The sequence below is a fragment of the Stutzerimonas sp. FeSN7 genome (assembly GCF_030263795.1).
Lineage (GTDB): Bacteria > Pseudomonadota > Gammaproteobacteria > Pseudomonadales > Pseudomonadaceae > Stutzerimonas > Stutzerimonas stutzeri.
This window is the reverse complement of record NZ_JARPMN010000001.1, coordinates 121137-134385: the sequence shown is the minus strand read 5'-3', so window position 1 is coordinate 134385 and position 13249 is coordinate 121137. Positions and strand designations below refer to the sequence as shown.

Annotated in this window: 10 protein-coding genes; 2 read left to right on the top strand and 8 right to left on the bottom strand. The window is 64.5% G+C overall.

The genetic code is table 11. From position 1 onward, the window contains the following. Positions 1-81: 81 nt before the first annotated feature. Both P5703_RS00570 and msrA read left to right on the top strand, forming a co-directional pair. Positions 82-2754, top strand: a complete 2673-nt coding sequence (locus P5703_RS00570) for a putative bifunctional diguanylate cyclase/phosphodiesterase (RefSeq protein WP_125843256.1) — start codon at positions 82-84, stop codon at positions 2752-2754. 102 nt (positions 2755-2856) lie between these two features. Further along, positions 2857-3504, top strand: a complete 648-nt coding sequence (gene msrA, locus P5703_RS00565) for a peptide-methionine (S)-S-oxide reductase MsrA (RefSeq protein ID WP_265662555.1) — start codon at positions 2857-2859, stop codon at positions 3502-3504. Between the two features lie 407 nt (positions 3505-3911). Here msrA and P5703_RS00560 read toward each other — a convergent pair whose 3' ends face one another. From P5703_RS00560 to bioF, 8 genes are all read right to left on the bottom strand, one after another. Beyond that, the gene (locus P5703_RS00560; protein WP_095460212.1) at positions 3912-5690 is read right to left on the bottom strand and encodes an acyl-CoA dehydrogenase C-terminal domain-containing protein; all 1779 of its coding nucleotides are present in this window, start codon (positions 5688-5690) and stop codon (positions 3912-3914) included. Positions 5691-5828: 138 nt separating this feature from the next. Then, positions 5829-7118, bottom strand: coding sequence for a GGDEF domain-containing protein (locus P5703_RS00555; RefSeq protein ID WP_242100339.1), 1290 nt, complete (start codon positions 7116-7118; stop codon positions 5829-5831). A gap of 158 nt (positions 7119-7276) precedes the next feature. Then, positions 7277-9082, bottom strand: coding sequence for a phenylacyl-CoA dehydrogenase (locus P5703_RS00550; RefSeq protein ID WP_020305770.1), 1806 nt, complete (start codon positions 9080-9082; stop codon positions 7277-7279). A gap of 367 nt (positions 9083-9449) precedes the next feature. Further along, positions 9450-9698, bottom strand: a complete 249-nt coding sequence (locus P5703_RS00545; protein WP_017245459.1) for a hypothetical protein — start codon at positions 9696-9698, stop codon at positions 9450-9452. Positions 9699-9762: 64 nt separating this feature from the next. Continuing rightward, complete coding sequence (gene bioD, locus P5703_RS00540) at positions 9763-10470, bottom strand: dethiobiotin synthase (protein ID WP_200632554.1); 708 nt, start codon at positions 10468-10470, stop codon at positions 9763-9765. Between the two features lies 1 nt (position 10471). After that, positions 10472-11269 (bottom strand): malonyl-ACP O-methyltransferase BioC, encoded by a 798-nt coding sequence (bioC, locus tag P5703_RS00535; protein ID WP_285585188.1) that lies wholly within the window; start codon positions 11267-11269, stop codon positions 10472-10474. Continuing rightward, a complete protein-coding gene (locus P5703_RS00530) occupies positions 11262-11987 on the bottom strand; it encodes an alpha/beta fold hydrolase (protein WP_125865077.1) in 726 nt (241 codons plus the stop codon). Before P5703_RS00530 ends, bioC begins: the two co-directional genes overlap by 8 nt. Continuing rightward, entirely contained in the window at positions 11980-13158 is a 1179-nt protein-coding gene (bioF, locus tag P5703_RS00525; protein ID WP_013984240.1) for an 8-amino-7-oxononanoate synthase, read from the bottom strand. Before bioF ends, P5703_RS00530 begins: the two co-directional genes overlap by 8 nt. Between the last annotated feature and the right edge of the window lie 91 nt (positions 13159-13249).

Here is a 13249-nt window from a genome sequence, read left to right as displayed (position 1 = left end):
TAGCCATCGTCCTTCGCTGGAACGGCACCTGGAGCTCAGGCCCGCCCAACTCCGTGGAGCATACTGGAAGCCAGCCGCTCGATGAAAATACATACCGATGCCGCCAGTCGTCTGGCGACCGAGGTTGTGACGCAGTTGCCAGTGCCATCACGGCTCGGCATGCTGCGTTTCGAGCGCCTGAACGAATCCAGTTGGACATTATTGTTCCTCGACCCTGCTTGCGAACGATCCATCGGCGTCTGTGCCGCCGACCTGTGCTCTCTGGTCGACTCCCCCTACGCCAGCCTCATGGAGCCCAGCGCCCGCCACCAGCTGCATGAGGACATCCAGCAACAGTTGGCCGAACGCGGCCACTACTCGGTGAGCTATCGCCTGCACGGCCCAGAAGGCGTGCTGGAGATCACCGAACTCGGCGAAGCCTTCCAGCAGTACGGCCGCGAGCTGCTCAGAGGCTATCTGATGTCCGGCGGCCAGCCCGAATCGGAGCAGGATCTGCGGGTACAGAACGCCAGGCTCCGCGCCGCGCTGCAACAGCATGAGCAAGCCCAGGACGAGCATATCGAGCACATGCTGCGCTCACGCACCCAGCAGAACCTGATCGTCCGGCTGGCTCGGCATCGCTACGGCTCCACCAACCCACAGCAGGAGGCCGCGCAGCTGATCACCCAGGCGGCCTGCGAGGTCTACGAGCTGGGCCGTGCCACGATCTGGCATCTGAACGGCACGCGCCTGGAGCCGGTGGCGTGCTACCGACTCGACGGAGACCATTACGAAACGCCACCCGCGCTGGAGCTCGCGCCCTATCCGCGCTATCTGCAGGCGCTGCAGAGCGGCCGCGCCATAGATGCCCAGGACGTTGGCCAGGATCACCGCACCTGTGAACTGGACGAATGCGTCTATCGCCCGCAAGCCATTCGCTCGATTCTGGATGCCAGCATACGGGTCGGTGGTGAAGTGATCGGCGTGCTCAGCCTGCAGCACAGCGGCAAGCCACGGGCCTGGCATGCCGACGAAATCGCCTTCGCCGGTGAACTGGCCGATCAGTACGCGCAGGTACTGGCCAACCAGCAGCGCCTGAGTGCGACCCACATGCTCGGCCTGTTCCAGCGCGCAGTGGAGCAGAGCGCCAGCGCCTTCATCCTGGTGGACCGGGACGGTCGCGTGGAATACGTGAACCCTGCCTTCACCGCCATCAGCCAATTCTCCGAGTCCGAAGTGCGCGGTCAGCGCCTGGCCGATCTCAAGGCTCTGGAAAACCTCGGAGAGCTGCTGTTCGACACCTCGTCGGTACTCGCCCACAGCAACAGCTGGCAGGGCGAGTTTCGCTCAAGGCGAAAGAATCTGGAGCCCTACTGGGGGCAGCTGTCGATCTCGAAGGTCTTCAACGACGACGGCATGCTCACCCACTACATCGGCATCTACGAGGACATCACCCGCAGCAAGCTGGCCCATCAGCACATCGAGCGCCTGGCCTACACCGACAACCTGACCAACCTGGGCAATCGTCCTTTCTTCATCCGCAGTATCGAGGAGCGCTTCGCCGCAGGCGCCGAGCCGAGGCTCTGCCTGCTGCTGGTGGACATCGACAACTTCAAGCGAATCAATGACAGCCTGGGCCACCAGACCGGCGACAAGCTGCTTACCAGCCTCGCACGCCGGCTGCGCAACGGCCTCAGCCAGCAGAGCGTGCTGGCACGTTTCGCCAGCAACGAGTTCGCCCTGCTGTTCGATGACAAAGGCCTGGAGGAAGGCATCAGACTGGCGGATCAGGTGCTGCGCATCCTCGACAAGCCACTGTTCGTCGACAAGCAGCTGATCAGCGTCAGCGGCTCGCTGGGACTGGCCTGCTCACCGCAACACGGGCGCGACCCGGAAACCCTGATGAAGCATGCCGGGCAGGCGCTGCACAAGGCCAAGGCGAACGGCAAGAACCAGGTGCAGATATTCACCGAAGCCCTGCATGCCGAGGCCAACTACAAGCTCTTCGTCGAGAACAATCTTCGCCGCGCGCTGCTGCAGAACGAGTTGGAGGTGTTCTATCAGCCCAAGCTGTGCCTGCACACCGGCCGGCTGCAGGGGCTGGAGGCGCTGCTGCGCTGGAACCACCCGGAAAAAGGCATGATCCGCCCGGACCAGTTCATCAGCGTCGCGGAAGAGACCGGGTTGATCATTCCGATCGGCAAATGGGTCGTTCGCGAAGCCTGCCGCATGGGCGTTACGCTGTCGGAACTGGGTCTGGGCAAACCCCAGATCGCCATCAACCTGTCACCCAAGCAGTTCTCCGACCCGGACCTGCTGAGCTCCATCGCGGCAATTTTGCTGGAGGAAAAGCTCCCCGCCGGGCAACTGGAACTGGAGCTGACCGAGAGCCTGCTGCTCGATGCCACCGAGGAAACCCGTCAACAGCTGATCGGCCTCAAGGCGCTGGGCCTGACCCTGGCCATGGACGATTTCGGCACCGGTTACTCCTCGCTCAGCTACCTGAAGAAATTCCCCATCGATGTGATCAAGATCGATCGCAGCTTCATCAAGGACATCCCTGACAACCAGGACGACGTGGAAATCACCTCGGCGGTGATCGCCATGGCGCGCAAGCTGCACCTCAAGGTCGTCGCCGAAGGCATCGAAACGCCGGAGCAGCTGAAGTTCCTCCGCCGACATCGTTGCGATATCGGCCAGGGCTATCTGTTCGACAAGCCGATCCCGGGCACCGGACTGACCGATGCCCTGCGCCGCTACCCTCACTGGTGCTGATAAGCGGAAAGCGTGGCGACGCACGGTCGCTGGTGCGCTTTCGCTGCCGGCCTGCCTTTTTGTAGCCTAGGGCTCAGCTACCGTCCCCCGATCGAGGCCCGCATGTCGCTACGCTCGCAGATACTGGTCAACAAACAAGCACTGCCCACGGCAGAACAGGCGCTGCCCGGCCGCTCGACGGCGATGCCGGTCCCGCCGGCGCACCATGTGAACGGCAATCCGCTGCAGCCACCATTCCCGGCCGGCCTGCAACAGGCGGTCTTCGGCATGGGCTGTTTCTGGGGCGCGGAACGTCGCTTCTGGGAACAACCCGGGGTATGGACGACTGCGGTGGGCTACGCCGGAGGGATTACGCCGAACCCGACCTACGACGAAGTGTGCTCCGGACTCACCGGTCACACCGAAGCGGTGCTGGTGGTGTTCGACCCCAAGGTTATCGATTACGAAACCTTGCTGCGCATCTTCTGGGAAGCACACAACCCGACCCAGGGCATGCGTCAGGGCAACGATGTGGGCAGTCAGTACAGGTCGGCGATCTACTGCATGGACGCGCAGCAGCGCAGAGCGGCCGAAGCCAGTCGTGAGCGCTTTCAGCAGCGCCTGAGCCAGGCGGGCTTTGCGCAGATTACTACCGAGATTGCCGACGCCCCGCCTTTCTACTATGCGGAGGCGTACCACCAGCAGTATCTGGCGAAGAATCCAGGAGGTTATTGCGGACTCGGCGGGACCGGCGTCTGCATGCCGGATTGATGCGGTGCAGTCGAGCTAATGCTGCCCTTCGCCAGGCGTCCCTGCTGCTTGGCAAACGGCGGACTTGGCAGAAAAGAAAAACCCCGCCGAAGCGGGGCTCTGCAGACTGAATCCTGACATCCTTGATCGCGCGCCGTCCTGGCACCGCTCCCTGTGTGGTCCGTGTTGTTTGATCGCGCTTCCTGCGCCACATTCCTGATGCGGAAGATTACTGCCAGGCCTTGTGAGCCAGTAGTAGCCATTTTACATCACGCTTTGTAAGCCTTTTCCTACACCGCGTCATCCATGACGCAGGGCTGTAAGTCCAGGCTTACATTGCGCGAGTTTTATGACCTGAGGCCCGGCTTAATCGTTCCGCGTCATGGCCAAATAATTTCATATTGCCTTTAGATTAAGCCGGCTCGACCTCAAAACTGCGCGGCATCCAGCAGGTAGAGCGACTCGCTGCCGGCCTTGACTGACGCCGTCAGCGAGTGGATGCGCGGCAACAGCCGGGCAAAGTAGAAACGCGCCGTGCCCAGCTTGCTCTGATAGAACTCGCCCTCGCCCTGCTTCGCCAGTGCCACCGTTGCCATGCGCGCCCACATGTAGGCGTACGCGGTGTAGCCGAACACGTGCAGGTACTCGACCGAAGCGGCGCCGATCTCGTTCGGATTGGCCTTGGCCTGATCGATCACCCAGGCGGTCAGCTCGTCCAGATTGTCCAGCGCAGCCTTGAGGGGCTCGGTGAACTCGCTCAGGTCCGCACCGGCACTGGCGACGAATGCGCGGATCTCATCGACGAACGCCTGATACATGGTGCCGCCGCTGCCGACAATCTTGCGTCCGACCAGGTCCAGCGCCTGGATGCCGTTGGTGCCTTCGTAGATCTGGGTAATACGGCAATCGCGCACCAGCTGCTCCTGGCCCCATTCGCGAATGAAGCCGTGGCCGCCGAACACCTGCTGACCGTGCACAGTGGTTTCCAATCCCATGTCGGTGAGGAAGGCCTTGGCCACCGGAGTCAGCAGCGCAACCTGCGCCTCGGCCCGCTGCCGTGCCGCTTCGTCGTCGCTGAACTTGGCGATATCGAGCTGCAGCGCGACGTAGCTGGAAAACGCACGCCCACCTTCGTTCAGGGCCTTCATGGTCAGCAGCATGCGCCGTACATCGGGATGCACGATGATGGGATCGGCGGCCTTGTCCTGCGCCACCGGGCCAGTCGGGGCACGGCTCTGGATGCGCTCGCGAGCGTACTCGATGGCGCTCTGGTAGGAACGCTCGCCAGTGGCCAAGCCCTGGATACCGACGCCCAGACGTTCGTAGTTCATCATGGTGAACATCGCCGCCAGACCCTTGTTGGGTTCGCCAACCATCCAGCCGGTGGCACCATCGAAGTTCATCACGCAGGTGGCGGACGCCTGGATGCCCATCTTGTGTTCGATCGAACCGCAGGACAGCGAGTTGCGCTCGCCGAGCGAGCCGTCGTCGTTGACCAGAACCTTGGGCACCAGGAACAGGGAGATGCCGCGCGAACCGGCCGGCGCATCCGGCAGCTTGGCCAGTACCAGATGGATGATGTTGTCGGTCAGGTCGTGCTCGCCGCCCGTGATGAAGATCTTGGTGCCGCTGACCTTGTAGGAGCCATCGGCCTGCGGCTCGGCCTTGGTGCGGATGATGCCGAGGTCGGTACCGGCATGCGGTTCGGTCAGGCACATGGAACCGGACCAGACGCCGGCGTACATGTTCGGCAGGTACTTCTGCTTAAGCTCTTCGCTGGCATGGGCGTAGATCGACAAGCAGGCGCCGGACGTCAGCATCGGATACAGACCGAACGCCAGGCTGGCGGAGTTCATCATCTCCTCCACCTGCGCCGAGATGACCTTGGGCATGCCCATACCACCGAATGCCGGGTCACCACCGACACCCACCCAGCCACCTTCGGCGTACAGCTGATAGGCCTCGCGATAGCCGGCCGGTGTCGACACCGCACCGCCGTCCCAGCGGCAACCCTCTTCGTCACCACTGCGGTTGAGCGGGGCGATGCTGTTGGCGGTGATCTTGCCGGCCTCTTCGAGGATCGCGTCGGCGGTTTCCGCGTCGACCACCTCGGCCAGGGCTGGCAGCGCCTGCCAGAGCTTCGGCGCATCGAAGACTTCATTCAGGACAAAACGCATGTCGCGCAGCGGCGCTTGGTAGTCAGCCATGGCAAGGTTCCTCGCAAGACACTGGGTTGCAGCCACTGTGGGCCGTTTCCAGCGAGTCTAACCGAACAACCAAGACAGGATTAAGCGTCTTTTTATGACCAGATAGTTTTGTGCGGTCATAAGCGAACCGCTACAGCCCTAACGCGAATGGCCGGCCATACGCACTGCGCCGCGCCCGCTGCCATGCACCCGAACGCAATTGCGTCCGGCCTTCTTGGCGCCATACAGCGCCTGATCGGCCGCCTTGATGACTTCCTCCGGGCTGCGTTGGTCGCCCTGCCGCTCGGCCACCCCGATACTGATGGTCACCGACACCTGCGCTGTCGATGAATGACCACGTGCCATACGTCCCTGGCGGTCATCCTTGGGTCGCTTGCTGGCGTCACGCAGTTGCAGGGCGTACCCCTCAATCGCTTGGCGGACAGCCTCCAGGTGCGGCAGACACTGCTCGATGCTACGCCCCGGAAACACCAGAGTGAACTCCTCGCCACCGTAGCGATAGGCGCGCCCGCCACCACCGACCTTGCGTAGGCGGCTGGCCACCATCTTCAGCACCTGGTCGCCGACATCATGGCCATGGGTATCGTTGAAACCCTTGAAATGATCCACGTCCGCCATGGCCAGCACGTACTGCCGGCCGAGGCGCTGCAGTCGCTCGTTCAGCGCACGCCGCCCCGGCAGACCGGTCAGCTCGTCGCGAAAGGCCATGAGATAGGCTTCGTGAGCGATCGCCACGACCAGCATGAGCAACACGTGGCTGCTGAGGATGTTCAGTGCGGCGATGCGACTGAACGTCTGAGGCAGCATCAGCAGCAAGGCGATCAGCGCGACGATCTGCGCCGCATGTGAAGGCCTGGGCTGCCGCAGGTACTGCACCACCAGCATCGCCAGCGCAACGATGAAAGCGGGATAGGCCAGCTGGATGAGCGGCAGCCAATCGGCCTGCAGCGATGGCCAGCGGATCACCACCAGCCAGGCGTGCAGCGCCTCCGGAAATCGCTTCGCCAACGCGACCGCAACGACGCCCAGGGCAAACAGCACCGACGCCCGGGCCAGACCATCCTGTGCCAGGTGGCTGCGCTCTCGCCACAGGCCATACAAGCCATATAAAAGCGGTAGCAACAGACTGCACAGATGGAACGTCAGGGCCGCGTCGTCCAGCAATCTGCCATGGGCCCGGTAATAGTCGGCGTGAGTGTCGAGCAGGAAATAGACGATATAGACGCACAGTAGCAGGAACAGCTCGCGAATGCGGCCGTACATCGCGCACAGCGCCCCACCGAGCAGCAACAGTACCGTCGGCAGCACGTTGTACAGCGAAGTGAAGAACTCGTTCAGCACGACCTGGCGTGCGATCGCCTCGCCGCCAAGCAGCAATGCCAGCGGTGCAAGGAAGTGGCTGAAGCGAGGCGAATAGGGGCGCGACAAGAGAATACCGGCGCAGCGAGAAAAGCTGGCATTTTGCCTTAACGGTTACGGATGTGCAGCCAAAAGGTCGAAAAGCACAGTTGTCTTGCAGACCGGCCGAAATCGGCGCAAAAAAAAAAGCCGCTGCAGATGCAGCGGCCTTCTTCAGCAGCAACCGATCAGTAGCCGAGGGCGAAATCTTCCTCGGCCATCTCCATCAGGTTGTCGGCGCCGGACAGCATGGCGTCCACATGGGTACGGGTACGCGGCAGGATGCGCGCGAAATAGAAGCGGGCAGTCTGCAGCTTGGCCTTGTAGAAGCCCTCTTCCTCGGTGCCGGCCGCCAGCTTCTCGGCTGCGACGCGCGCCATGTCGGCCCAGAAGTAGGCCAGGCATGCATAGCCGGAGTACATCAGATAGTCGACCGATGCGGCACCGACTTCCTCGCGGTTCTTCATGGCGGCCATACCGACCTTCATGGTCAGCTCGCCCCATTCCTTGTTCAGCTTGGCCAGCGGCTCGACGAATTCCTTGACGGTATCGTTGCCTTCGTTGGCCTGGCAGAACTTGTGCACGATCTTGGTGAAGCCCTTGAGCGCCTCGCCCTGAGTCATCAGCACCTTGCGGCCGAGCAGGTCGAGCGCCTGGATGCCGGTGGTGCCTTCGTACAGACAGGAGATGCGGCTGTCGCGCACGTTCTGCTCCATGCCCCACTCGGCGATGAAGCCGTGGCCACCGTAGATCTGCACGCCGTGGTTGGCCGCTTCGAAGCCGACTTCGGTCATGAACGCCTTGGCGATCGGGGTGAGGAAGGCCAGCATGGCGTCAGCCGCCTTGCGCTGCTCCTCGTCCTGGCTGCGCTGCATCACGTCGACCTGCTTGGCGGCGAAGTAGAGCATGGCGCGGTTGCCTTCGGCGAAGGCCTTCATGGTCAGCAGCATGCGGCGCACGTCCGGATGCACGATGATCGGGTCGGCGGCCTTTTCCGGAGCCTTGGGGCCGGTCAGCGAACGCATCTGCAGGCGCTCGCGGGCGTACTTGATGCCGCCCTGGAAGGCCACTTCGGCGTGGGCCAGGCCCTGCAGTGCGGTGCCCAGGCGCGCGGTGTTCATGAAGGTGAACATGCAGTTCAGCCCCTTGTTCGGCGGGCCGATCAGGAAGCCAGTGGCGCCGTCGAAGTTCATCACGCAGGTGGCGTTGCCGTGGATACCCATCTTGTGCTCGATGGAGCCGCAGGACACGCCGTTGCGCTCGCCCGCCTCGCCTTCGGCATTCGGCAGGAACTTCGGCACGATGAACAGGGAGATGCCCTTGGTACCGGCAGGGGCGTCGGGCAGGCGAGCCAGTACGATGTGGACGATGTTCTCGGCCATGTCGTGCTCGCCAGCGGAGATGAAGATCTTGGTGCCGGTGACCTTGTAGCTGCCGTCGGCCTGCGGTTCGGCCTTGGTGCGCAGCATGCCCAGGTCGGTACCACAGTGCGGCTCGGTCAGGCACATGGTGCCGGTCCACTGGCCGGAAACCAGCTTGGTCAGGTAGGTCTGCTGCTGCTCGGGAGTGCCGTGGGCATGCAGGGTGTTCATGGCGCCGTGGGACAGGCCGGGGTACATGCCCCAGGACCAGTTGGCTTCACCGATCATTTCACTCATGGCCATGCCGAGAGACTCCGGCAGGCCCTGGCCGCCGTGCTCGACGTCGTGGGCCAGGCTCGGCCAGCCGCCTTCGACGAACTGCTGATAGGCCTCCTTGAAGCCGGTCGGCGTCTTCACGCCGGACTCGCTCCAGGTACAGCCCTCGGTATCACCGACGCGGTTCAGCGGTGCCAGCACCTGCTCACAGAACTTCGCGCCTTCATCGAGAATGGCATTGACCATGTCCGGGGTGGCGTCTTCACATCCCGGGAGGCTCTGATAGTGCGCCTCGTAGCCGAGCAGCTCGTCACGTACGAAGCGGATATCGCGCAAGGGGGCCTTGTAATCGGGCATAGCGTAAACCTCAGCGGTGAGTTCTTGTTGCAGCTGACCGGCAAGTCCGGCCATTCGAATTCGATTCCGACCGTCGGACGATACGCCCGATGGGTCAAACAGGCGTTTGAAACATACGTTTCGACCTGAGCGATGTCAAGCAGGGGAAGGGTCGTCGTCGATCGGCTGAATCGGCCAGATTACGGGCACGGTCGCACCGGCCTCGACGCCAGGCAAGGCAGATGGGTCTACTGGAAATGCATTGTTGCAATCACTTGTCGGGGTGGCGTAAGCGATGGCGAGCCAGACAACGAGCGTGGAGCCAGCCGAACAGGCGCCTGGCAGAGCGGCGCGCTCGCAGCAAGAGAAAGGGGAGCGGGAAGCTCGATCAGGCCTGAGTGTCGATCAGCGTACCGAGCACTTCGTCGGCGCTCTGGATCATGCGGGCGCCGAGCTTGGCAGTGTGCTCGCCGACCTTCAGCTGGATCAGCTCTTCGGTGAGCTCGGCGACCGCCTGGGAGTTGCCCAGCGCGGGCGCACTGGCGGAGGCGATGCTGGATGCGGCCTGCTCAACGCGCTGCTGACCGTTCTGGAAGGCGCTCAGCCCGGCGCCCATGAGGCTGTTGGTGATCTGCATGGCTCGCTCCACGCGCTATCAGGTTGCCAGCATTCAAGCAGATACCGGGTGCGCCGGCAAGGCGCTAGTTCGTGGAACCTCGACCGCTCGGCAGTTGCAGGGCGCCGAGCGACAGATGGCGGGCGACCTGCTGCGCATCTGGCTGGTCCAGACGCGGCACACGGCCAAGACAGGGCGCTGGCAGCAGCTCGGCCAGCGTCGCCAGATTGTCATCCAGGCGCGAGGTTGCCGGGTCGACGATGTTGGCCACCCAGCCGGCCAGTGCCAGCCCATCCCGGGCAATCGCCTCGGCACTGAGCACCGCGTGATTGATGCACCCCAGCCGCACGCCGACGACCAGGATCACCGGCAAGCCCAGCGCCTGCACGACCGCCGAAAGACTTTCCTGCGCGTTGAGCGGCACGCGCCAGCCGCCTGCACCTTCCACCAGGGTGAAATCGGCCTGCCGCGCCAAAACCGGCCGTACCACTTGAACCAGACGCTCGGCGCTCAGCTCGACACCGGCTTCGCGTGCGGCGATATGCGGCGCAATTGCCGGCGCGAAGGCGAACGGGTTGACCGTGGCGTAATCCAGCGCTGGACTGCACTCGGCCTGCAGCGCCAATGCGTCGCTGTTGCGCAGACCGGCGTCGGTCAGTTCGCAGCCGGAGGCGACCGGCTTGATCGCCGCGGTGGACATCCCCTGCGCGCGGGCGGCATGCAGCAGGCCGGCGGCGATGGTGGTCTTGCCGACATCGGTATCGGTACCGGCGACGAAGAAGGCCAGACTCATTTCAGGGTTCCTTGCGCAGCAGGCCGTAGACGACCTGATAGGTGGCCGGCAGCCCCTCGGTCTGGCGGTAGCGCTCGTAGGCGCTGACCAACGCGCGGATACGTGCACGGCCGGTGAGCCCGCCCGGGCGACCGGGATTGAGGTTGTGCGCGCCGAGCGCCTTGAGTTCGTGGGTCAGCTGCCGCAGATCGGCAAAATGCAGCACCTCGGGGCGAACCTCGAGGCCGAGCAGTTGCAGACCGCTGTCCCGGCAGAGTCGTTGGTAGGTGTCCAGGGTGCGAAAACGGTTGACGTGGGTAAAACCGTCCACCGCCTGCCAGCTGTCACGCAGCTCTTGCAGGGTGCCCACACACAGGCTGCTGAAGGCAAAGGTGCCGCCCCGGCGAAGCACCCGTCGCGCCTCGCCGAGCACGCTGGCGAAATCTTCGCACCACTGCAGGGCCAGGCTGGAAAAGATCAGGTCCAGGCCAGCACCGCGCAGCGGCAGGCGTTCGGCGTCGCCAGCCACGAAATACCGCGCGCCTCCCTGCGGTCGGGCATGGCGCAGCATGCCCTCGGCGATATCCAGCGCGATGCCGTCGCCCTGGGGAAACGCTGCTGCCAGTGCGCGAGAGAAATAGCCGGTACCGCTGCCCAGGTCGAGCCAGCTGGCGACCTGCAGATCGGCGGGCAGGCGCGCCAGCAGCTGATTGCCGACCTGTCGCTGCAGAGCGGCGACACTGTCGTAGCTGGCCGCAGCACGGGAAAAGGACGCGGCGACCTGGCGCTTGTCCGGCAACACGGCGGCGCAGTCAGTCATCCTCGCCCTCGCCCATGAAGGCCAGCATGGCCGTCGCCACGTCTTCGGCGCGCTCCAGCGGCAGGCCATGGCTGGCATTGGCCAGCACATCGACCTCCACATCCGGCAGGCAGGCCAGCAAGGCCTCGGCCGCGGCCGCCGGTACCAGCGCATCGCTGCCGGCGAACAGGTGCAGCTGCGGCCCGACATAGCGCTGCAGCGCCGCGCGCCCGTCCAGTTCGGCGAGCAGGCGCAGACCCGCGGCCGACACCGCCTGCGGCTGATCCAGCAGGCTCACCTGCAATTGCCGGGCAAGGGTGCGTGGATCGTAGGCGCCGCGACTGCAGAGCAAGCTGAAGCGCTTGCGCGTATCGTCCGGACCGAGGCGGAAGGCCTCTTCGAAGGCATCGAACACTTCCGCTTGCATGGCCGTCGGCCAGTCGTCGCGACTGCGAAAGCAGGGGTTGCTGCAGATGGTGATCAGGCCGGGGCAGCTGTCGCCGCGACGCGCGGCCAGTTGCGTGGCCAGCATGCCGCCCAGCGACCAGCCGGCCAACCAGCTGTCAGGCGGCACTCGCGCATCCAGTTCGTCAAGCCAGGCGCCGGATTGCGGTTGCGTTGGCAGCAACGCGATCTCGACCTGCAACCGCGGTTCACGCTCGCGCAGCAGTTCGGCCAGGGGTTCCAGCGCCGCCGGGCCAAAGGCCCAGCCGGGCAGCAGAATCAGTCGATCACGCATCGTCGCACTCCTCGGGCAACAGGGCCCAGCACTCGGCCAGCGCCTCCAGCAGGCGCTCGAGCTGCGCATCGCTGTGACTCGCGGTGAGGGTAATCCGCAGCCGCGCGCTACCGGCCGGAACGGTCGGCGGACGTATGGCGCCGACCAGGATGCCGCGCTCGCGCAGCAAGGCCGACAACCTCAGCGCCCGCGCGCTGCTGCCCACCAGCACCGGCTGGATCGGCGTCGGGCTGGCCATCAGCGTCAGGCCGATCTGCGCCGCGCCGGCCCGAAAGCGCGCGACCAGTCGGTTCAGCTGGTCTCTGCGCCAGCCCTCGCTGCGCAGCAGCTCCAGGCTTTTCAGTGTGGCACAGGCCACCGCCGGCGGCTGGCTGGTGGTGTAGATGTAGGGACGGGCGAACTGGATCAGCGTTTCGATCAGTTCCTCGCTGCCGGCGACGAAGGCACCCGCGGTACCGAAGGCCTTGCCGAGGGTGCCGACCAACACCGGCACCTCGTCGATCCCGAGACCGAAATGCTCGGCGATGCCGCCGCCGGTGGCGCCCAGCGGGCCGAAGCCGTGGGCATCGTCGACCATCACCCAGGCGCCATGTCGCTTCGCCTCGGCGCAGAGCGCCGGCAGGTCGGCGAGGTCGCCGTCCATGCTGAACACGCCATCGGTGACCACCAGGGTGTTGCCGCTGGCCTTCTGCAGTCGCTTGGCGAGGCTGCTCGCGTCGTTATGCAAATAGCGAGAGAAGCGCGCACCACTGAGCAGACCGGCATCGAGCAGGGAGGCGTGATTGAGGCGATCTTCCAGCACCGTGTCGCCCTGCCCGACCAACGCGGTCACCGCCGCCAGATTGGCCATGTAGCCGGTGGAGAACAACAGCGCACGCGGCCGGCCGGCGAACTCGGCAAGCGCCTCCTCCAACTGGTGATGCGGCGTGCTGTGACCGATCACCAGATGCGAGGCACCGCCGCCCACGCCCCAGGTCGCGGCGCCCTGCTGCAGCGCCGCGATCACCTCGGGATGGTTGGCCAGGCCCAGGTAGTCGTTGGAGCTGAACGCCAGCAGGCGTTCACCGTCGACCGTCACCTCAGGCCCTTGCGGACTCTGCAGCAGCGGACGCCGGCGATAGAGGTGCTCGGCACGACGGGCGGCGAGGCGGGAAGCGAGATCGAATGTCATGGCAGGAACCGGAGACCGTGAACAACCGCAAGCGGGCCGTCACTGCGAAGAAACCAGAGCAGGCACCGGGAGGACGAACGCGACGCTCATC